The sequence below is a fragment of the Brevibacterium sp. FAM 24630 genome, from assembly GCF_049804075.1.
Taxonomy (GTDB): Bacteria; Actinomycetota; Actinomycetes; order Actinomycetales; family Brevibacteriaceae; genus Brevibacterium.
This window is the reverse complement of sequence record NZ_JBNBZD010000013.1, coordinates 13465-33039: the sequence shown is the minus strand read 5'-3', so window position 1 is coordinate 33039 and position 19575 is coordinate 13465. Positions and strand designations below refer to the sequence as shown.

Here is a 19575-nt window from a genome sequence, read left to right as displayed (position 1 = left end):
TTTGCTCTGTCACGTGCTCTGTCACGCTGGTGGGCGCAGACACCACCTGCCGCCGTGATGCCCGGCCTCCATTGTTGCGGCCCCCATCACATCAGTCCAACAGATAATGCTGAACGCAGTCATCAATCCAATCTATGAGAACTTCGCTCATGCCTGTGCCCGACGCTCACTCCCCTGGCGGCCCGAGAATGTCCCTCGCCAGCTCACAGAAGGCACGGGCCCGCCGGCTCAGCCGCAGCTCCTTGGGCCAGATGAGCGCAGAGTCGATGTTCGGGAAATCGTCGAGAAGCGGCACGTCAACGGTTCTCGACCCGATATAGGTGCCGGAGGAGACACTCTGGCTGAGCAGTGAGTACCCGTGCCCCATCGCCACGAATGACCGCACCGTCTCATAGCCGGAGAACGAATGCCGGATCTTCGGCACCACCCCCGCGATGCGAAACAGCTCGTCGTAGTACTGCCTGGTGAACGGCAGGTCGAGTTGGATGTAGTCCTCATCGGCCAGCTCGCGCAGGTGCACCGGCTTCGGCTTCCCACCCCTGGCGAGAGGATGATCCCGGGACACGAGCGCATGTGGTTCGACGACGTCGATGAGGAAAGAGTCGAAGCGATCCGTCGGTCCGAGCGTATATGTCAGGGCAAGGTCGCAGTCTCCGGCGGTGACGGCTCGCTGCAGCTCTTCCAGATCAGCTTCAAGGTAGTTGACCCGCACCTCCGGGTAGCGCTTCTCGAATTCGTCGTGGATGAGCGGCAGCCGAGTCGGAGCGATCGGCGAGAAGACCCCGACGGTCAGTCGCCCGCTCAGCGACCGGGACAAACCCTGCGCGGCTTCTCCGAGAGCATCGGACGCCTCGAGGAATCCGGTCACCTCGGCGAGGAATCGTTTTCCCGCCGGCGACAGGACGACGGAGCGATTCCGCTGCCGGATGAACAGGTCGAGGCCGATGGTCCGCTCGAGCTGAGCCATCGCCGTCGAGATCGCCGATTGGGTGACGTTAAGGTGCTTCGCCGCCATGGTCATGTTCTCCCGACGTGCAACTTCCTGGAAGTACCGCAGCTGCACGAGCGTGAAATCGAGTGCCATAGTCCCTCATCTTCCCACCGTTGCGCCGAACTTCGACGCAACCCGCTGGCCGACCGGTCGAACTTCGACGCAACCCGTCGGCCGACCCGCCGAGCTTCGACACGACCCGTCGGCCGACGAGCCGGGCTCCCTATTTTCCGTTGCCATGTCATCGCCGGCGACTATTGTCAGCCTTTACTCGGTCGACAGGCGGCTCCTCATCATCACCCAAGAATCGAGGCCACTATCCCAGTTCGGATTTATTCGAAAATACTCGAATCTATCCTCTGCAATCAAACTTATTTCGAATCTTCTATTGCTTTCCACTCGGCAGATGACTAAAATTTGAGAAAGAAACCTTCAATGGAGAACGGAACTCGGACCAGTGACCTACACTCCCGATCGCAAACGACGTAAGTCGAATCGGCGCGCCCGCCGCGCTGATTCCGACTCGCGCGGCGGCGTGAGCAGGAGGCCGAAATCCGATCGGAGCAACCCCACCCAGGACCTCTCGTCCCTGAAAGAGCAGCTCAAAGCGGCCGGTCTCGATCTCACAGGTCATCCTTTCGCCGAGGTGTTCGATGCCCTCGACCCCGTCCCCACTGAGCCGCTTGAGCCGGTCACCACCGACGCTGGCGTCGCTGCAGACGAGGACGCCGATGTCCCCGCATGGGCAGAAGACTCCGAGAGCATCGCCTCCGCCCAGCAACCTGCTGGCGACCCGAGCGACGAGGTACCTGCTTGGGAAGAGACCGCCGAAGACGTTTCGCCATCGCGGGAACCTAGCCCGGACCTCGCCGAGGATGCTCCTGCAGGGGAGGACGATGCATGGGACGCGTGGGGCGCGCCCGCAGGGGAGGACAATGCAAAGCTCGGAGAGACGCAGCATGACGAGGCGAAGGCTGAAGCGTCGGAAACCGAAGCTGCAGAGACCGCCGAAAAGCCGGCGTGGGACGACTCGGCTGTAGACGGAGTCACAGCTTCACTCAGCCCGGAGGCCCTCGCAGCGAAATTGGGTCTTGAGCGGCCGGCGTCACGCCACCCGCTGCTGCCTGATTCCACGTGGAGCGATCTGGTTGACTGTGCCCCCGAGATCACGGACGCCATCACCTCGCTGACCGATCTGGACGAGGCGCTGCGCACCTTCGACCGCCCAATGGGCCCAGATGAGGCGCTGCATGTCATCGACGGGGCCGAGGCGCTTCGTCGACTCAGTGAATCTCTGTCCACTCTGGCTCTGTCGGTCTATGAACGGGTCGGCACGCCGAAGGACAGTGGCGCGAAGTCGCCCAAGGACCTCATTCAGAACCGCCTCAACCTGACCGGACGCGAAGCCAATCGTCGAGCCAGGCTCGCCGAGAAGCTCGGGGGTCGGGTCACTCTCGACGGCCAGCGCCTCGAACCCGAATATCCTTTGGTGGCCGAGCAGTTCCACCGCGGGACTCTGTCGACCGAACACATCACAACTCTCGAAGAATGCCTCAATGCACTTCCCGCATGGGTCGATCAGGCGACGAAAGACAAGGTGGAAGCCGACCTCGTCAGGTACGCGGCGGCTGTGACAGTCAATGAGCTTCGCGAAATCTTTCGGCAGATGCTGGTGCGGATCGACCCTGATGGAGCCGAGCCCTTGGACGCCAGGGAACGGTCGGCGTACTTCGTCACCGCACGCCCCAAACGAAACGGCGATTGGAAGCTCGAGGGCGTGCTCGACCCGGTGGCCGGGTCCGAACTCCACGGACTCTTGACCTCTCGCATCGAGTCCGCGCGCCACACCGGCGCGGACTCGACAAACACGAACACCACTCCCGAGACCGAGGAGGCCGGCGCCGAAACCGACGTCGCTGCCGATGTCCCGTTCATTCCGAACGGCGGACTCGGCCAAGCCCCCGGAGAGGAACGATTCGAACCGGTCGACGCCGTGCTCACCGGCGACCGCTTCGATGCTCCGCCGTGGGCCGTGTTCGAGGCCTACCGCGGAGACGGGCCCGAGCAGAATCCCGCGACTGGAGCGACGTCACTCCCAGGTGGCTATGGCGTCCGTCAGGACGGTTCGACAGTCAATCTCGTCAGCGAGCAGCCGACCGCGAGGAACTGGATCTATGAGCGTTTCGCCACGCTCATCGGTCGTATCAGCATGAAGGAGGCCCAGAAGGGCTCGCCCTACGCGCTGGTCGTCACAGCCAAGGCATCCGACGTCGCAAACAAGATCGGCGAAGCCACCACAGGCTCGGGCGCACGTTTCCCCATGAACGATCTCGTCCGGCGCGGCCTCAACGGCACAGTCTTCTTCCACCTGATGGATGAAACTGCCAAAACCGTGGAAGTTCGCACGGAGAACCGTTTCGCCAACAAGAAGCAGACGGCGATCATCACCGCTCGAGACCGTGGCTGTGTCTTCCCCGGCTGCGACGCACCAGCCGGATGGTGCGACGTGAATCATGTGGTTCCCCACAGCGACGGTGGCCGCACCGACATCAACAACCTGTGCCTTCTCTGCTCGTTCCACCACCACCTCATGGACCGCTCTGATTGGCAGATGGTCATGCTCACCGATGGACGCCCTGCCTGGCAGCCTCCGGAAAGCGTCGATCCCTCTCGAGCACTGGTCCTGCACTCGCGCTTCATCACCGACGAGATCATCGAAGGCCTCTTCGGCGATTAGCTGGCTCCTGGGTACAGAGGGCACAGCTGTGCCCAGGTCGAGGTTTTCAGCCCCATAGACTCATGCCGACTCATGCCCGTGCCCGTGTCCGTGCTCATGCCCATGCCCGTGCCCGTGTCCGTGCCCGTGCCCATGCCCGCGCCCGAACCGAGGTATGCAGCCCCATAGGCCAGACCCGTACGCCGATGAGCGCGACGAATACCGGATTCTCAGCCACCGCAAATAGACTGGCCCCATGCACTCTGCCCCACTCACTTCCGGCGTGGCCTCGCTTCCGCACGACATCTCGGCGGCGATCCCGAGCCCGAGCATCTCGAGCTTCCAACTGGGCCCGCTGACGATCCACTTCTACGCGCTGTGCATCCTCGTCGGCATCATCATCGCAATCGTGCTGACAAATCGTCGGCTGACCAAGCGCGGAGTCGAGGACTGGCAGGTGCTCGATATTGCGACCCTGGCCGTGCCCATGGCCATCGTCTTCGCCCGCATCTACCACGTGATCACGCACTACACGGACTATTTCGGTCCCGGCCGCAACCCGTGGAACCCCTTCGAACCCGGGTCCGTGTGGGCGATCTGGGAGGGCGGAATCGCGATCTTCGGCTCCCTCATCGGCGGCACCCTCGGCGCATGGATCATGTGCCGCAGGCTCGGCCTCAGACTCACCACACTGCTCGATGCGCTGGCACCAGGTCTCATCCTCGCTCAGGCCTGCGGGCGGTTCGGCAACTGGTTCAACCAGGAGCTCTTCGGCCTGCCGACCACCCTGCCCTGGGGCCTCGAGATCGCCCCAGGCAACCCGGCCATCCCACCGGGCACCCCTGCCGATACACTCTTCCACCCGACGTTCCTCTACGAGGTCATCTGGAACAGCCTCGGCGCGCTCGTCCTGCTCTACCTCAGCCGGCATCTCTTCTTCCAATGGGGACGCCTGTTCGCCGTCTACCTCATGTGGTACGGCGCCGGCCGCATCGTCTGGGAGTCCATCCGCCTCGACCCGAGCTTCGTCATCCTCGGCCTGCGCACGAACGTGTGGGGCGCGATCGGTGCTGTGGCCCTGGGCTTGGTGATCATGCTCATCCAGTGGAAGCGCCGCCCCGAACCCGAGAAATCGCCGTACATCGAGGGACGCGAACCGCAGCCGGCCGAGGACTGACCCGCACCCTCGCCGAGGCGGCTCCCCGCCCGGCTCAGGCCTCGATCCACTCCTTGAGGCGACCGAGGCCGGTGATGATCGCGGCTTCGTCGATGCCCGAGTAGGCCAGCCGGATATAGGATCGGTCCTCGCCCGGCTGCGGTGCGCCGAAATGCTCGCGAGTGCAGAACGAGACTCCCGTGTTGTGCAGCGCCTCGGTGGAGAAATCGGCCAGGGTGGCGATCCCCTTGGCCGCCATCGCCTCGGTGACGTCAGGGAAGACGTAGAACGTCGATCCGGGCGTCGCCGTGCTCATGCCGGGGATCTCATTGATGATGCGACAGGTGGCGTCCCGACGCTTGCGCAGCACCTCCAGCATCTGCCCCACCGGCGCCTGCGGCCCGCGCAGAGCGGCGATGCCCGCCCACTGCACATACTGGTTCGTGCAGGATTCGTCGTTGGTGTTCATCGTCGAGATCGCCTCGGCGACGGTCTTCGGAGCCACCGCACAGCCGAGTCGCGATCCGGTCATCGCGTACTTCTTCGAGAAGGTGTAGAGGATGACGGTGCGCTCGGCCATCCCCGGCAGAGCCGCAATCGACTGGGACTTGCCCCGATAGCGCATCTCGAAATAGGCCTCATCGGAGAGCACCCACAGGTCGAATTCCTGCGCGATCGCAGCCACGGCCTCTCGTTCTTCTGCCGTCGATTCGGCTGAGATCGGATTCTGCAGGTCGTTGTAGATGATGGCCGTGGTGGTCTCGTCGATCGATGCCCGCAGATGGTCGAGGTCGATGGCGAACCCGGTCTCGGTGGGCACATACCGATACGGCAAAGCGGTGCCGCCGAGGTAGTTGATCTGGGATTCGTAGATCGGGAATCCGGGGTTCGGATAGAGCACGCTCTCGCCAGGGTCCATCACGGCCTGGAGGAATTTCGTGATCACGGGCTTGCCTCCGGTGGTGACAACCACCTCGGCGGGGTCGATGTTCATGCCGCGCCGAGCGCCGATGTCGTCGGCGAGCGCCTCTCTCAGCTCGGGAATGCCCGGTCCGGGGCAGTAGCTGGTCTTGCCGTCGCGGATGGCCTGCTCGAGCGCTTCGACGATATGCCCGGCCAGGGGAAAGTTGAGATCGCCGAGGTGGAACGGAAAGACCTCGTTTCCGCGCGCCTTCCACTCGGCGGCGGCTTGGGCCACGCGGAACGCGGTCTCGGTGCCGAGGTTGTCCAGGCGTTGAGCGGTCTTCATTGTCGGCTCCTTCATCGGGTCGGGCAGAACGAGAGCGTGACCGCAGCGACTGCGGGCTGAGGTTCCGGCGCCCTTGAGCACGCAGAACATCCCTCGCTTCACACACGATAGAACACCGCGAGCCGGAATGTCAGCGGTGGTCAGCCGCAGGGCACGATCGGTCGCCAGGCCCGCCTGCATTCGGGTCGACCGGAGTTCAGTCCCCCGGCTGCCAGTCCGGTCGATCAGTCCACGGCCAGAGCTGCGCGTCCGGCCAATAGGCACCACAGTCCGATGGCCAACAGCACCGGGGCGCCGAGGACACCGCACCAGAAGCTCGGCGCGCCGAGGCTGCGCGGAATGAAGTACGCCGCGATTGCGATGATCGTGATGAGCGCTCCCGCGAGATGGAGGACCGGCTGGGCGAAGACGACGGCGAGCGCGAAGAAGTGGATGCCGACGATCGCGAGGATGAGTGGGGCGACCGCCTCGGCGTGGCCGGAACGGACGGCGAAGAAGCTGAGAACGGCGGCTGCGATGATCTCTGCCCAGACCACGACGATATAGATCGTGAACGCAGTCGTGCCCGTGGCGATCGCACTCGGTTCCGACCAATGGCCGATGGCCAGGAAGATGCTCGGCACCGCCAGGCCGAGTCCGGCTGCTGAGAGTCCGCCGAGGAGGATCCGGAAGACGACTCGATCGGGCGGAGCCTCCTGCGCCCATCCTGACCAGATGAACGCGGCGAGGCCGAACACCGCGCCGATCATCACGAGATCGCGCGGAAAGGACAGGTCGATCATCATTGATCCCTTCACCCAAGGCCGACTGTCTGTCGAGTCTAACCCGATCTTCGACCCAGGCTCGGGCAACTGGCTCAGTCTTCGTGCGGAGCGATGAACAGCTTCCGCAAGGGCGCTTCGTCGACGTACCAGCGGGTGGTCATCCCCTCGTCGAGGCGGACCAGCGAACCCGGCGCCAAATGGATCGGTTCGCGCCGTGGTTCATCGAATTCGATGCGCCCGGTGCCGGAGATGACGAGGAAGACCTCATCGCCTTCGACATCGCGCATGGCCCCAGCGCTCATCTCCCACAGCCCGAAGTCTGCCCCGCCGATGGTGCCGAGTTCGGCGAATCCCGTCGTCGCGGTCTTCCCGCCCTCATCGTCGCGAGGCCCCGCCGAGGCGGCCGCTGGCAGGTCCTGCCAGGTCTCGATGGGTTCGTGGCTGAGGGGAAGATCATGGGTGTCGATCGGCTCCATTGCGCTCATGCGATCAGTGTAGCCAGACTCCGCCCGAGGAAGCGAACCATTCCGCGCAATCAGCACCGAACCTCGCCGGTTTCAGCAGACGATACATTCGCTGACAACTGTTTACTTCGTGGCCGACGTGGGATAGAACTGTTTCCGTAGACCCGCCTCATGCGCGTCTCGTCTTCAGGAGTTGATCCATGTCCTACTTCAATGGTGAAGCATCGCACTGGCTGGCCCAGTCCCCCGCCGCTCCCATCGACCCCACCCCGCTGCCGAGCGAGAAACAGGATCTCGTCATTGTCGGCGGCGGCCTGACCGGCCTGTGGTCGGCCTACTATGCCCGGCAGACTCACCCGGACTGGTCGATCACGATCCTCGAGGCCAAGCACATCGGCTACGGCGCCTCGGGCCGCAACGGCGGCTGGCTGTCCACCCTGCTCCCCGGCAACCGGGCCAAGTACGCCGAGGCGGTTGATCGCGCCCTGCAGAACGACCCCACCGGCCCGGTCGGTTCGGCCGGACTCGACGGAGTCTCGAGCGTCCGGTCCTTCCAGTCCGCACTCTTCGACTCCGTCGATGAGGTCCTCGCCGTCTGCGAGACCGAGGGCATCGACGCCCACCAGGTCCACGGAGGCCATATCGACATCGCCCAGTCCGAGGCCGGGATGTCGCGCCTGCACGCACTCTTCGAGGGCAATGCGCAGTTCGGCTACGGGCCCGAGGACATGCAGTTCCTCGACGCCGAGGCGACCCGAAGTCGCATCAACGTCGACGGCGCCCAGGGCAGCATCTTCTTCCCCGGCACCGCGGCCATCGACCCGGCACTGCTCACCCGCGGACTCACCCACGCCCTTCGGCAGCAGGGCGTGACCATCTGTGAAGCCACCTCGGCGAGTCATATCGGGAAGGGAACGGTGGCGACGAACCGGGGGCCGGTACGCGGGGAGACGATCTTCGTCTGTCTCGAGGGCTACTCGGACACCGTCACCGGGGACCTGCCCGGCCTGCAGGGACGGCAGGTGATCCCGGTCTTCTCCTCGATGATCGCGACCGAACCGCTGCCGGCGAAGGCGTGGGAGTCGATCGGCTGGCAGGGCCGGGAATGCCTCGGCGACACCGCGCACACCTTCATCTACGCCCAACGCACCGCCGATGGTCGGATCGCGCTCGGCGGGCGCGGGGCACCCTATGCCTTCGGTTCCGGGCTGCCCGGCGACGGCGAGGTCCCCGCCGAGGTGGTCGACCTGCTGGCCGGGCGCCTGTCCTCGCTCTTCCCGGACCTCGAGTTCGACATCGCCCACGCCTGGCGCGGGGCGCTCGGGGTGACTCGGGACTGGTGTGCCGGGATCTTCTTCGATCCCACCCAGCGCATCGGGGTGGCGCGCGGGTATGCCGGGCACGGGGTGACGGCTACGCATCTGGCCGCGAAGACGCTGCTCGACCGGGCGTCCGGTGCTGCGACTCCGCTGACCGGGCTGCCGTGGAACGATCATTTCTCCGGACAGTGGGAGCCCGAACCGATCCGCTGGCTGGGGATACGCTCGATGTACAAGCTCTTCGGCATCGCCGATGCGTGGGAAACCGCGACGAGCGCGAAGAAGACGAGCCTGCTCGCCCAGTTCGGCTCGCGGCTTGCCGGGCTGCACGAGTAGCTGCCCGAACAACCGCACGAACAACCGCACGAACAGGACGCCGCCGGCCGCGTCGACGCATGAGAGTCGACGTAGAAGGGACCGCTCCATGACCGACACCTCCTCCCGCATCTCCCCGATGGCCGCGAGCTACCCGGCCTCGAGCATCCGCAAGATGTTCAACCTCGCCCTCGACCATCCCGACGCCCTCAAGCTCACCGTCGGAGAACCGGACTTCAACACGCCCGAGCACATCAAGGCCGCGGGGATCAGGGCCATCGAGAACGACAACACCCGCTACGTCGCCAATGCCGGCATCCCCGAACTGCGTCGCGCCCTGGCTCGCAAGTATTCGACTCGCTGGTCTCGCACCGTCGAACCCGAGAACGTCATGGTCTCCTTCGGCGCGATGGAAGCCCTGACCTTCGCCCTCGACGTCACTGTCTCCCCAGGTCAGGAGGTGATCATCCCCGACCCCAGCTTCCCGAACTACATGGGTCAGGTGCACCGCCTCGGCGGGGTGGCTGTGTCTGTTCCCGTCCGCGAATCCGAAGGATTCAAGCTGCGCGCCGAGGATGTTCGCGCGGCCATCAGCGACAAGACCACGGCCGTGATCATCAACAGCCCCTCGAACCCGCTGGGATCGGTCATGGACCGCTCCGACATCGAGAAGATCGCCGACCTCGCCGATGAGCACGGGTTCACGGTGATCTCCGATGAGGTGTACGACGAGATGGTCTTCGACGACGCGAAGTTCACCTCCATCGCCGAGGTGCGTCCCGGGTTCGATCGGTTCCTCGCCATCGGCAGCTTCTCGAAGACCTATGCGATGACGGGCTGGCGGTGCGGTTTCGTCATCGGCGCAACCGACTACATCGCCCCCATGGCACTGCTGCAGGAGGGTCTGACTTCGAGCCTGCCCGGCTTCGTCCAGGAGGCTGCGGTCGCCGCCCTCGAGGGACCGCAGACCGATGTCGAGAGGATGGTGGCTTCCTACGCCCGCCGCCGGGATCTGATGAGCAGACGCATCAACGCCATCGACGGGCTGAGCATGATCCGCCCGGAAGCCACGTTCTACGCCTTCGTCAGTGTCCGCGACTGGGGTCTGGGCTCCTGGGAGCTGGCGACGAGGCTGCTCGAAGAGCACAAGCTCGCCACCATTCCCGGATCTGCGTTCGGCCCGGCCGGCGAGGGCTACCTGCGACTGACGTTCTCGGTCTCCGATGACGACATCAACACGGCATGCGACCGGCTGGAGGCCTTCGCCGCCGGGCGGTGAGGGTCCTTGCCGAATTCGGTGAGGCTTCGGCCCTGCCGGTCAGCTGTCGTCGTAGCTGATCTCAACGCGTCGGTTCTTCGCCCGACCCTTCGGGTTGTCGCCGTCCTTCGTCGAGTTCTTTGCCACCGGGTCTTCTTCACCATGGCCTTCGACCGTGAGATCGAGGTCCGCGGACCCGTCCTTGATGACATCGGCTACGGCCTGCGCCCGCTTCTTCGACAGTTTTTTGTTCGCAGCCCCGTCGCCGACCGAGTCCGTATAACCGGCTACGGTGACCTTCGCACCGTCGGGCACGCCCTCGACGGTCTGCGTGATCGCCTTCTTGGCTTTGTCGGAGATCTCGGCGCTGTTGAAGTCGAAGAGGATGTCGCTGGCCAGAGTGATGACCGCGTCCTCGCCTTCCTTCTTGTTCGTCACCAGCGGGGTCACGGATTCAGCACTGCTCCACTCCTTGACGCTGCCCGGCTCCCATCGCTGGACAGACTTATCCAGCTGCTCCTTTTTCGGCTCGGGCAGATCCGCAGGCGAGGTCACCTCCGCCTCGGAAGCTGTTCCGACACCGGGGCCGACCGTGATTGCGCCACCGGAGCCGAGCATGACAGCGACCGTGACCACGCCGAGGGCGGACGTCCAACGCCCCCGCCTGACCAGCCTCATCACGACTCCGTGATCGGAACGTCGGTGAACTTGGGCCATGATTCCTGCAGCCGGATGTCGACGGAGTCGATGTCGTTCTCCGGAGCTTTGAAGACGGCCCACGCGGTCACCGGCTGATTGTTCGTCGTCTCGGTGAAGACCGAATCCGAGGTCCACTCATCGTAGGTGTCGGAGATCGGCGAATAGACCTTGAGATTGTCCGTATCGATGAGCTGCGGGGCGAACCCGTTCTCACCCCATGCGTCGTAGATGCTGATCGCAGCATCGTCTTCCACACTCTGGAAGTGCGGTGTGACGACCAAGGTCAGGGTCTGTGTCTTCCCCTCGACTTCGAGCGAGTGGATGGCGACCGTCACCTTGTCTTCGTTCGACCCGGGAACCTTGACGTCCTGCTTGACGATGACATCGTTGGGGTCGACCTTCTCGACGCCGGCCTTCGCGGCGTCCTTGCCACCACCCTGAGCAGAGGAGTCCTTGTCCTTCGACCCGTCGCCCGGCGACGAGGAACACCCCGTCACAGCCAGAACGCAGAGAGCCGCACCGGCGATGGCCTTGCTGAGCTTGCGCGAATTCACAATGGAAGACTTTCCCTCGTGGGTATCCGGCGCAGTCGCCGATCCCGACGGCTCCGTCATTCTCGAGAATTTACGCTAGCACGGATGCAGTCGGTACCGATGGACTTGACGAAAATCGCTCATTTCACCGCGGCGAGCGCGGTGCCTCCGGACCCCGGCTCGATATTCCGCTGTTGCCCACAAGCTGCGAGCAGGCAGAGACTCTCGATCTCCTGCATTGAGTCGGTGTGAAGTTGTGCTCAGGCACCGCCAGCGGACACGCTGTCAGCGGAGTCCGCGGGCTTGCCCGAGAACGGCTTGGTCACCAGGCTGACGACGATGAGCACCAACACAGCCGCAGGCAGCGCCGGGATGACGGAGTTGATGTCGGCGGATCTGCCACTGACTTCCCAGAGAACTGTCACCACTCCACCTGCGATCATCGACGAAAGAGCACCGGCGGCGGTCACTCGCTTCCAGAACAGAGCGGCCAGAACCGCTGGAGTGATGGCAGCGCCGTACATCGTGTAGGCATACATCTGGAGCTCGAGCACCGATTCGAAGAACTGGACCATGATGAATCCCAAGACAGCGATAGCGAGTACCGAGACCCGCCCGACTAGAACCCCGGTCCTCGAATCTCCACGAGCCTTGTTCTTGATGAACACGAGATCATAGACGACGTTTCCAGAGCAGGTGAGCAGATAAGACGAACCGGTGGTCACGATGAGCGCCAGTGCCGCAACAAGCAGCACAGCCCCGATCCCGGCCGGCGTGAACTCGCCTTCTGCCAGTGCGAGGATGGCCATGTCCGGGTTGATCTCCGGCATGAGGATGGAGGATCCGGAAGCCAGGAAGATGATCGGAGCAACGATCAGTGCAGCTCCGATGAAGAACAGAATGGTGGCATTGCGAGCGACTTTGGGCGACCGGGCTGCCGCAAGACGCTGATGCATATTCTGATCGCCGAGGATCAGGAGGAAGAGCGGGAGGAAGTAGCCCAGAATCTGCCATGGAGTGAGAACTCCGGTGAATGATTTGAACGCTGGATCCAGGCGGTCGACGTAGCTGCCGATGCCGCCCAGGTCTTGTGTGAAGACCCAGATGAGTGCTCCGAGCAGCGAGATCACAATGAGGACTGCCGAGAGGAAGTCAGTCCAGGCCACGGACTTCAGCCCACCAGACAGGGACAGGAAGGTGATGAGGACTGTCGCGACAACGGTCGCCTGTGTCGTGCTGAGGGGAGTGATCAGAGTGAGAATATAGCCGGCACCAGTGAACTGGTACGCGGTGATTCCGACGAAGGCCACGAGGATGATGACTGTACCCGCCACCCGAACGGGTCGCCCGAACTTGGACTCGAACAGCTCAGGGACGGTGCGGAAGCCGTTCTTCCGCACCTGTGGGGCGATGAAGTACAGAACGATGATCCCGCAGAACGTACCTGCGAAGAACAGAATGCCCGCCAATGGGCCGTTGCTGAAGATGAAGTTCGCTCCCCCGATGATGGAGCCGGATCCGACGAAGGTCGCCAATAGAGTCCCGGCAAGCACCCATGTCGGCAGAGACTTCCCCGCGAGAACGAAGTCTTCCCCGTCCTTCATGGCCGATGCTCGCCCGAACCAGGCGGCGATGCCTACCATCAGCGCCACATAGGCGACGAGGACGATGACGAATGTGAGGTTCATAGGTATCCCTTGTGTCGTGGAGCACAAATGCGCTGAGCACGATTCTCGCCGATACCCCACCCGGAATGCAATAAATTTTGCAGCGGACTCAATCATCGGCGATTGCGCCGGTTGCTCCCCACAGGTCATCGATTCGCCCCAGCTTGGCCTGAGTTCGCTGCTCATCGTGTCGCGCAAGGCACGCCAGCAGGTATTGGACTGCACTTGTGACGCAGACCAAGGACGATATCAGCTCCGATGATTCGGCGGGCACCAGAACATACTCATCAGACATATCGGTCAGGGCAGTTCGACGATCAGCGATGACAAGCACTTTCGCGCCCTGCTCACGGGCAGCCTCCGCCAGCTGGACGACCGCCCGGGAGGACTTCCACACCGTGATCGCGAGGAAGCAGTCAGCAGAGGTCAGCAGGCTGGCTTCATTGACCATCGCCGTCACTGACCCTGAATGCAACCGCACTCGGAAGCCGAGCATCTGCGCCACATGCGACAGCTGCAGACCCGGAGCGGCATAGGATCCGGTCGCAAACACCCCGGTATTCTCCGACGCGATGATGCGCTCAGCCATCCGCGCCAAAGCGTCTTCGTCCAATTCCCCACGCATCCGCTCGAGCATCTCGATATCTTTGTCGAGAGACGTGGCGAGAAGACCCTGCCCCTTGTTGTGCAGATAGAGATTGCGTGAACTCAGCGATGCCAGATACCGGGTGCGGATGTCCGCAGAGAACGTTGGCCACCCGGAATAGCCCAGTGACTGGGCCGCGCGAACGACGGTCGCGACATTCACCTGCGCCATGTCCGCGATGGCTTGGGCGGAACTGTACGCGGCTTCGTCCGGCGCTGAGTCGATGACAGCGAGCACCGCCTGCGTCGAAGGCGTCAGTCGCGCATTCGATCGAAGGGCGGCGATCCACTCGGAGAAGCTGGTCACAGTCTGAACTCCCTTTGCAAAGAACGTTGCATTGCGTCTAGCCTAGGCCCATCATCCTAAGCGGATCCAATGAAGGAGACACGGTATGCAGCTCGATGTCGGAATCAATACGGTCACCAACGCACGGGTCCTCGATGTGGAGACGGGCACTGTTTCCGAGCCGACGACGGTGACGATCAACGGCGAGAGAGTCAGTGAGGTCGGAGGCCACAATGTGTCAGCCGGATCGCAGAGCTTCGATGCTGAAGGCAGATTCGTGTCCCCCGGGCTGATCGACGCACACGTCCATGTCCTCGCTGCAACAGCGAATTTGGGCAATCTAGGTGATCAGTCACCGTACTACCTGGGTGCTCAGGCTGCGCGTCTGATGGGCGATATGCTCAGCCGCGGTTTCACGACCGTCCGAGACGCAGGCGGAGCCGACTACGGGCTTTCAGCAGCGGCACAGGAAAACCTCTTCCCTGCACCACGTCTCTTCTTCGGCGGCAAGGCTCTGTCCCAAACCGGAGGCCACGCAGACATGCGGGGCCCCGGAACGCACGTCATGGACACGCACATGTGCTGCCCGAATATCGGCATCGTCTGCGATGGAGCCGACGCGGTGAGGAAAGCCGCCCGGGAGAACCTGCGCACCGGGGCCGACCACGTCAAAATCATGCTCTCCGGCGGAGTGGCTTCTCCGACTGACCGCGTCGACTCAACTCAGTTCTCAGATGAGGAGATTCGAGCGGCGGTGGAAGAGGCCTCCGCAGCGAATCGCTATGTTCTCGGTCATGCCTACACCGCCAGGTCGGTCAACCGCGGCCTCGAACTGGGAGTGCGGTCCATCGAGCACGGGAATCTGATCGACCAGCGAAGCGTCCAGCTCCTCCTTGAGAAGAGTGCGTTCCTCGTTCCGACGCTCGTGACTTATGAGCGTCTGAAGCAGGACGGAGCTCAATTCGGTCTGCCAGAGGCAAGCCAAGCGAAGATCGACGACGTGCTGTACGCGGGCCTCGATGCGTTGCAACTGGCGACTGAGCACAATGTCAAGATCGCGTACGGCTCCGATCTGCTGGGCGGAATGCAGCCTCATCAGAGTCAGGAGTTCGCCATTCGGGCGAAAGTCCAAACTTCACAGCAGGTGCTGCGGTCAGCAACGACGACAGCCGCCGAACTGCTCATGCGGAAGGGAGAGCTGGGAGTTGTGGCTCCGGGGGCGTTCGCGGACCTCTTGATACTCAACGCGAACCCCTTGGACGACGTCACTGCCTTGGGCGATCCCGGCAACGCCATCCACAGCGTCATCAAGGGAGGACGTCTTCTTCGGTGATATGAGAGGCGTCAGCCCCTGCTGGGGCGACGTTTGAAGGCAGACCGTGCCCGGGCTGAAATGAGACGGATCGGAGCGGCCCACCTGGACGCTCAGTCTCACCCGACCGCGGCGAGCGCGGTGTTCCAGGAACCGTAGAACTTGCGCACAGCGGCGGCGGAAGGAACTTCACCCTTATGCTCGGCGGCGTACTCGGTGTAAGCCTTGTAGGTGGCCGTGATTCCGCGGGATTCGCAGTCGACGACGAAGACGGACATCGCCTTGTCATAGGCCTCCGCGTCGAAGCGCAGCTGGCCCTTCGCTCGGCCGAGTCGGTTCGTCGCCAGGCCCGCGGCTTTGAGAGCTTCGTTCCAAGAACCGAACCGCTGCACGGCCGTCTGGCTCGTCGGCGGCCACACGGCCGCGCCCTTGCTCGAACGCGCTCTGAGTTGGTCGAGCACCTCGGAGCGCAGAGCATCATATTTCGACGCTGACAGGCTCGGGGCCTCAGCCCGGGCGCGGACGGATCGGATTGCAGCGTCCACCTCGGCGAGGGCTGACCTCACGAGCTGCGGTGCGTCGGGCAGCTGGGACTCCAGAGCCCCCTCGACCGCATCGAGCATCTCCCTGTCACGGTCTGTGATGTCCTGAGTCGACGCAACAGCACTCGACCCGGCTGCGTCGGAGCCGGTCGGCACTGCTCGGTCGGCAAGATAGAGCAGCGCTGCCAGCACGGCCGGAGAGGGAGTATGCGATTTCGTCGATCCGGTGTCATCCATCACCGCTCATTGTACGTGGCGGCTTCGACACAGCCCGTAGCCAAGCTGAAACACGGGCCGACTCACCTGGGTGGTCCGCGATTCTAGAGTGAGAACCGACGCCGGTGAACGACCGGAACTCGGTTACTGCATGAGGAGGACGGATGCGCGCAAAGAGAGTGATCGGTATAGGAGCGGCTTCGCTGATGCTGGCAACGATGAGTGTGTTCGGGGCAACCGCCGCTCATGCCGAGGGCAACAAGGCGACCTACAGCTATTATCCGACCCTGGCCAAATGCGAGCAGGGCTCGGCTTTGAGGGCGCTGTTCTACAAAAGCTGGGGGAAAGTGATCGTGAAGACGCAGTGCTGGACGGTTCGCCCGGGTGAGAAGTACATGGGTGAAGTCACGTTCCGATGAGTTCGCCGTCCGACCGATGACGTCGTCGCTGCCGAATCTGCACCCGTGCACCGACGTGTGATGTATTGGCGATCGGTGGTCAGCGGAATAGTGTGAAGGCATGGTTGCTGATCTGGGCGCAGTCGAGGCGCTGGTCTTCGATATGTTCGGCACGGTCGTCGACTGGCGAACCAGCGTGGCGAGCGGCGTCGAATCGCTCCTCGATGAGTATCTGCCCGAAGCAGATCCGCATGAATTCGCGGACCTCTGGCGTGCTGAATACCAGCCGTCGATGGAGCGGGTCCGCAGCGGCAGTCGGCCCTTCGTGCGCTTGGATGTCCTCCATCGGGAGAACCTCGAGACTGTCATCGAACGATTCGGAATCGATCCGCGTGAGATTCCCGAAGACGTCCTCGACAAGGTGAATCTCTGCTGGCATCGCCTCGATCCCTGGCCCGATGCGGTCGCCGGGTTGGCTCGCCTCAAGCAACGCCACATCATCGCACCGCTGTCGAACGCTAATGTGCGACTGGCCCTCGACGTCGCCAAACGCGCAGGGCTGCCATGGGACGCCATCCTCGGCGCCGAGGTGGCCGCCGCCTACAAACCCGACCCGGCCGCCTATCTGCGCACGGCAGAGATCCTCGGACTCGACCCCGAACAGGTGATGATGGTCGCCGCCCACAACAGTGACCTCGCCGCCGCGGCACGGGTCGGTCTGCGCACGGCTTTCGTTCGCCGTCCGACCGAGCACGGACCTGGGCAGACAGTCGACCTCGTTCCGGAGGGACCATGGGACGTCGTCGCCGAGGACTTCGAAGACCTCGCTGATCAGCTGACCCGATAGTGCTCAGATGACCTGATGGTGCTAGTCAGCGTTGTTGGTCAGCGCAGCTCCTCGAGTGCCGCTTCTGCGCGTTGGCGTCTGTCGGCGAGGCTCATCTGCCACCAGTAGTCACCACGTTCACCCAGACCGTGTTTGGCCACGTTCACGCGCTGCCGGGCATCGGCGAGATCGCCCTCCGAGCCTGACTTCTTCGCGGTCCGCACCGCATTCCTTGCCGCGCCGAGGTGGCTCTTGAGCTCATCGACCACGTTCTGATCCAGCTCGGGATCGGTTCTGCGCCACCGGCGGCCGTTGACGATCAGCCATCGTTCGTCACCCGTGGGCGACAGCTCGGGAGATTCGGGCATCCTTCACTGTAACTCGGCGGCTCGGTGATCACGGCTGGCTGTCGATTCCGCACCCCCTGTCTGCATTCCGGCTGAGGGTATAGCGTGGCCCGACAGGGCGGGTCGGCCGATTCGCCCTGGCACACACGCGACCACCTGATGAAAGGTGAAGATCATGGCAGAGATGAACGTCAGCGCTTCCAGAACGATCGATGCTGCGCCGGAGGACATCTTCAACGTGCTCTCGAACCCGGAGCGCCACGCGGCCATCGACGGTTCGAACATGGTGGTCTCCGATGACAAGACCGATCGCATCACAGCCGTCGGCCAAGTGTTCACCATGAACATGCACTCCGAACCGATGGGTGGGGACTACAAGACCGAGAACCACGTCGTCGGCTACGAAGAGAACAAACTCCTGGCCTGGAAGACCGCTCCGGCCGGTGAGGAACCACCCGGCTGGGAGTGGGTCTGGGAGCTCATTCCGCAGGGCCGTCACTCGACGGACGTCTCCGTCACCTACGACTGGAGCTCGGTCACCGACAAGCACGTACTGAAGCAGGTCAGCTTCCCTCTCGTCGGCGAGGACGACCTCGAAACCTCACTGGGCAATCTGGCTGCCGCGGTCTCCGAGGACTGAGTTTCAACCGTAGGCGGTGGTCGATCCAAGTCGATTCTGACGAGTCCAGCGACTTGGATCGACCAGACGCGGGCACCGCTCAATGAGCCGCGGTCGCCCAGAGACAGCCAGATTCAGCTCATCGAGACGAGGATCTTCACCTCGTCCTGGCTGTTCGTGAGCCGGTCGAACCCGTCGCTGATGATGTCCTCGGCAAGGATCTTCGAGGTGACGAACGGGGCGAGGTCGATCTTGCCGGAGCGAACGAGGTCGATCGCCTCGGCGTGGTCATGAGCGTAACCGACACTCGCGCCGAGCGTGCGGTCCTGCATCATCAGCTGATCAGTGATGTCCACTTCGACGGGCGCACCGTGGATGGCGAGGACCTGAAGACGGCCGGTGGCGCCGAGCACATCGAGCAGCTGGCCGACAACGGCCGGCGCGCCGGCCGCGTCGAAAGCCAGATCAGCCATTGCACCGGAAGTCTGTTCCGACACGACCTCGCCGAGGTTCTCGGTCGTCGGATCGACCACGACGTCCGCTGCCCCCGACTCCAGAGCCTTGGCACGGCGAGCCTGTGAGACTTCACTGACGATGGTGGTCAGCCCCTTGGCCTTGAGAACGGCGGAGACGAGGAGCCCGATGGGGCCGGCTCCGCCGACAACGGCAATCTGCCCCTCGGCAGCAGCAGTCTGCTTGACCCCGTGCAGGGACACGGCCAGTGGTTCGATCAGCGCCGCCTGGTCCAGCGGCATATCACCGACGGGGTGGACCCACTGCGATTCAACGACGATGTGTTCGCTCAGGCCTCCGCCCAGTCCGGAGATGCCGATGAATCCCATCTGTTCGCACAGATTGTAGGCACCGCGGCGACATGCCGGGCATGTGCCGTCAACCATGAGCGGCTCAACGACGACGGAGTCACCGACCTCCAGACCTTCGACTCCATCTCCGATGTCTTCGATCACTCCGGAGAATTCGTGTCCGAAGACCACTGGCAGGGTCTCACCGGAGAGGGGATGCGCTTCCTCACCACTCGGAGCAGGACGGATCGGACCGTCCTGGTAGAGGTGGAGATCGCTTCCGCAGATGCCGTTGAAGGCCGGCGCGATCTTCACGGTTCCCGGTCGGGTCTTCGGCTCCTCGACCTCGTCGATGCGGATGTCTTCCTTGCCGTAGTACCGAACTGCCTTCATCGCTTTCGCTCCTTCTCTGTGCTCTCGCGGCCACCCTATTGACGACCGAACTCAACG

19 protein-coding genes are annotated in these 19575 nt (G+C 63.4%); 8 read left to right on the top strand and 11 right to left on the bottom strand.

Features of this window, described 5'->3' with window-relative positions:
* Nucleotides 1-166: 166 nt before the first annotated feature.
* Nucleotides 167-1084: a LysR substrate-binding domain-containing protein gene (locus ACPUD7_RS11225; protein WP_425119945.1), complete on the bottom strand. Its 918-nt coding sequence runs from the start codon at nt 1082-1084 to the stop codon at nt 167-169.
* Between the two features lie 364 nt (nt 1085-1448).
* Between ACPUD7_RS11225 and ACPUD7_RS11220 the strand changes: the two genes are divergently transcribed.
* Together ACPUD7_RS11220 and lgt are read left to right on the top strand one after the other, a co-directional pair.
* Nucleotides 1449-3728, top strand: coding sequence for a DUF222 domain-containing protein (locus tag ACPUD7_RS11220; RefSeq protein ID WP_425119944.1), 2280 nt, complete (start codon nt 1449-1451; stop codon nt 3726-3728).
* Nucleotides 3729-3963: 235 nt separating this feature from the next.
* Nucleotides 3964-4884 (top strand): prolipoprotein diacylglyceryl transferase, encoded by a 921-nt coding sequence (gene lgt, locus ACPUD7_RS11215; protein ID WP_425119943.1) that lies wholly within the window; start codon nt 3964-3966, stop codon nt 4882-4884.
* A gap of 34 nt (nt 4885-4918) precedes the next feature.
* On the opposite strand, the gene ACPUD7_RS11210 is transcribed toward lgt, so the two are convergent.
* The 3 genes from ACPUD7_RS11210 to ACPUD7_RS11200 all read right to left on the bottom strand — a co-directional run bounded on the left by ACPUD7_RS11210 (nt 4919) and on the right by ACPUD7_RS11200 (nt 7361).
* Nucleotides 4919-6112, bottom strand: a complete 1194-nt coding sequence (locus ACPUD7_RS11210; protein WP_425119942.1) for a pyridoxal phosphate-dependent aminotransferase — start codon at nt 6110-6112, stop codon at nt 4919-4921.
* Nucleotides 6113-6336: 224 nt separating this feature from the next.
* Complete coding sequence (locus ACPUD7_RS11205) at nt 6337-6897, bottom strand: hypothetical protein (RefSeq protein ID WP_135540552.1); 561 nt, start codon at nt 6895-6897, stop codon at nt 6337-6339.
* A gap of 71 nt (nt 6898-6968) precedes the next feature.
* On the bottom strand, nt 6969-7361 hold the full coding sequence (locus tag ACPUD7_RS11200; RefSeq protein ID WP_425119941.1) for a cupin domain-containing protein: 393 nt from the start codon (nt 7359-7361) through the stop codon (nt 6969-6971).
* Between the two features lie 179 nt (nt 7362-7540).
* Between ACPUD7_RS11200 and ACPUD7_RS11195 the strand changes: the two genes are divergently transcribed.
* Nucleotides 7541-8995 carry an NAD(P)/FAD-dependent oxidoreductase gene (locus tag ACPUD7_RS11195; RefSeq protein WP_425119940.1) on the top strand — a complete coding sequence of 485 codons (1455 nt, stop codon included), beginning with the start codon at nt 7541-7543 and terminating at the stop codon, nt 8993-8995.
* Between the two features lie 88 nt (nt 8996-9083).
* Nucleotides 9084-10253 carry a pyridoxal phosphate-dependent aminotransferase gene (locus ACPUD7_RS11190; RefSeq protein WP_425119939.1) on the top strand — a complete coding sequence of 390 codons (1170 nt, stop codon included), beginning with the start codon at nt 9084-9086 and terminating at the stop codon, nt 10251-10253.
* 39 nt (nt 10254-10292) lie between these two features.
* Here ACPUD7_RS11190 and ACPUD7_RS11185 read toward each other — a convergent pair whose 3' ends face one another.
* The 4 genes from ACPUD7_RS11185 to ACPUD7_RS11170 all read right to left on the bottom strand — a co-directional run bounded on the left by ACPUD7_RS11185 (nt 10293) and on the right by ACPUD7_RS11170 (nt 14083).
* Nucleotides 10293-10910 carry an OmpA family protein gene (locus ACPUD7_RS11185; protein WP_425119938.1) on the bottom strand — a complete coding sequence of 206 codons (618 nt, stop codon included), beginning with the start codon at nt 10908-10910 and terminating at the stop codon, nt 10293-10295.
* Nucleotides 10910-11485, bottom strand: coding sequence for a hypothetical protein (locus tag ACPUD7_RS11180; protein WP_425119937.1), 576 nt, complete (start codon nt 11483-11485; stop codon nt 10910-10912). The genes ACPUD7_RS11185 and ACPUD7_RS11180 overlap by 1 nt, the downstream gene beginning before the upstream one ends.
* Before the next feature lie 239 nt (nt 11486-11724).
* Nucleotides 11725-13152 (bottom strand): sodium:solute symporter family protein, encoded by a 1428-nt coding sequence (locus ACPUD7_RS11175; protein ID WP_135540541.1) that lies wholly within the window; start codon nt 13150-13152, stop codon nt 11725-11727.
* An 88-nt stretch (nt 13153-13240) separates the two neighbouring features.
* Nucleotides 13241-14083 (bottom strand): MurR/RpiR family transcriptional regulator, encoded by an 843-nt coding sequence (locus tag ACPUD7_RS11170; protein WP_425119936.1) that lies wholly within the window; start codon nt 14081-14083, stop codon nt 13241-13243.
* 85 nt (nt 14084-14168) lie between these two features.
* Here ACPUD7_RS11170 and ACPUD7_RS11165 point away from each other — a divergent pair, with 85 nt between their 5' ends.
* The gene (locus ACPUD7_RS11165) at nt 14169-15395 is read left to right on the top strand and encodes an amidohydrolase family protein (RefSeq protein ID WP_425119935.1); all 1227 of its coding nucleotides are present in this window, start codon (nt 14169-14171) and stop codon (nt 15393-15395) included.
* A 98-nt stretch (nt 15396-15493) separates the two neighbouring features.
* Here the strand turns inward: ACPUD7_RS11165 and ACPUD7_RS11160 are convergent, their stop codons facing one another.
* A complete protein-coding gene (locus ACPUD7_RS11160; RefSeq protein ID WP_425119934.1) occupies nt 15494-16153 on the bottom strand; it encodes a homing endonuclease associated repeat-containing protein in 660 nt (219 codons plus the stop codon).
* Nucleotides 16154-16296: 143 nt separating this feature from the next.
* Between ACPUD7_RS11160 and ACPUD7_RS11155 the strand changes: the two genes are divergently transcribed.
* On the top strand, nt 16297-16551 hold the full coding sequence (locus ACPUD7_RS11155; RefSeq protein ID WP_135540533.1) for a hypothetical protein: 255 nt from the start codon (nt 16297-16299) through the stop codon (nt 16549-16551).
* Between the two features lie 100 nt (nt 16552-16651).
* On the top strand, nt 16652-17377 hold the full coding sequence (locus ACPUD7_RS11150) for a haloacid dehalogenase type II (protein WP_135540531.1): 726 nt from the start codon (nt 16652-16654) through the stop codon (nt 17375-17377).
* 38 nt (nt 17378-17415) lie between these two features.
* Here the strand turns inward: ACPUD7_RS11150 and ACPUD7_RS11145 are convergent, their stop codons facing one another.
* Nucleotides 17416-17724: a biopolymer transporter Tol gene (locus ACPUD7_RS11145; RefSeq protein ID WP_135540529.1), complete on the bottom strand. Its 309-nt coding sequence runs from the start codon at nt 17722-17724 to the stop codon at nt 17416-17418.
* A 154-nt stretch (nt 17725-17878) separates the two neighbouring features.
* Here ACPUD7_RS11145 and ACPUD7_RS11140 point away from each other — a divergent pair, with 154 nt between their 5' ends.
* Nucleotides 17879-18343, top strand: a complete 465-nt coding sequence (locus ACPUD7_RS11140) for an SRPBCC family protein (protein WP_205683357.1) — start codon at nt 17879-17881, stop codon at nt 18341-18343.
* Nucleotides 18344-18456: 113 nt separating this feature from the next.
* On the opposite strand, the gene ACPUD7_RS11135 is transcribed toward ACPUD7_RS11140, so the two are convergent.
* Nucleotides 18457-19518, bottom strand: coding sequence for a 2,3-butanediol dehydrogenase (locus ACPUD7_RS11135; RefSeq protein ID WP_425119933.1), 1062 nt, complete (start codon nt 19516-19518; stop codon nt 18457-18459).
* Nucleotides 19519-19575: the final 57 nt, after the last annotated feature.

What these genes read in the sequence shown, in the direction of transcription:
- ACPUD7_RS11225 (WP_425119945.1), bottom strand. Translation starts at nt 1,084, where the DNA reads ATGGCACTCGATTTCACGCTCGTGCAGCTGCGGTACTTCCAGGAAGTT.
- lgt (WP_425119943.1), top strand. Translation starts at nt 3,964, where the DNA reads ATGCACTCTGCCCCACTCACTTCCGGCGTGGCCTCGCTTCCGCACGAC.
- ACPUD7_RS11210 (WP_425119942.1), bottom strand. Translation starts at nt 6,112, where the DNA reads ATGAAGACCGCTCAACGCCTGGACAACCTCGGCACCGAGACCGCGTTC.
- ACPUD7_RS11205 (WP_135540552.1), bottom strand. Translation starts at nt 6,897, where the DNA reads ATGATGATCGACCTGTCCTTTCCGCGCGATCTCGTGATGATCGGCGCG.
- ACPUD7_RS11200 (WP_425119941.1), bottom strand. Translation starts at nt 7,361, where the DNA reads ATGAGCGCAATGGAGCCGATCGACACCCATGATCTTCCCCTCAGCCAC.
- ACPUD7_RS11195 (WP_425119940.1), top strand. Translation starts at nt 7,541, where the DNA reads ATGTCCTACTTCAATGGTGAAGCATCGCACTGGCTGGCCCAGTCCCCC.
- ACPUD7_RS11190 (WP_425119939.1), top strand. Translation starts at nt 9,084, where the DNA reads ATGACCGACACCTCCTCCCGCATCTCCCCGATGGCCGCGAGCTACCCG.
- ACPUD7_RS11185 (WP_425119938.1), bottom strand. Translation starts at nt 10,910, where the DNA reads ATGAGGCTGGTCAGGCGGGGGCGTTGGACGTCCGCCCTCGGCGTGGTC.
- ACPUD7_RS11175 (WP_135540541.1), bottom strand. Translation starts at nt 13,152, where the DNA reads ATGAACCTCACATTCGTCATCGTCCTCGTCGCCTATGTGGCGCTGATG.
- ACPUD7_RS11165 (WP_425119935.1), top strand. Translation starts at nt 14,169, where the DNA reads ATGCAGCTCGATGTCGGAATCAATACGGTCACCAACGCACGGGTCCTC.
- ACPUD7_RS11160 (WP_425119934.1), bottom strand. Translation starts at nt 16,153, where the DNA reads ATGGATGACACCGGATCGACGAAATCGCATACTCCCTCTCCGGCCGTG.
- ACPUD7_RS11155 (WP_135540533.1), top strand. Translation starts at nt 16,297, where the DNA reads ATGCGCGCAAAGAGAGTGATCGGTATAGGAGCGGCTTCGCTGATGCTG.
- ACPUD7_RS11150 (WP_135540531.1), top strand. Translation starts at nt 16,652, where the DNA reads ATGGTTGCTGATCTGGGCGCAGTCGAGGCGCTGGTCTTCGATATGTTC.
- ACPUD7_RS11145 (WP_135540529.1), bottom strand. Translation starts at nt 17,724, where the DNA reads ATGCCCGAATCTCCCGAGCTGTCGCCCACGGGTGACGAACGATGGCTG.
- ACPUD7_RS11140 (WP_205683357.1), top strand. Translation starts at nt 17,879, where the DNA reads ATGGCAGAGATGAACGTCAGCGCTTCCAGAACGATCGATGCTGCGCCG.
- ACPUD7_RS11135 (WP_425119933.1), bottom strand. Translation starts at nt 19,518, where the DNA reads ATGAAGGCAGTTCGGTACTACGGCAAGGAAGACATCCGCATCGACGAG.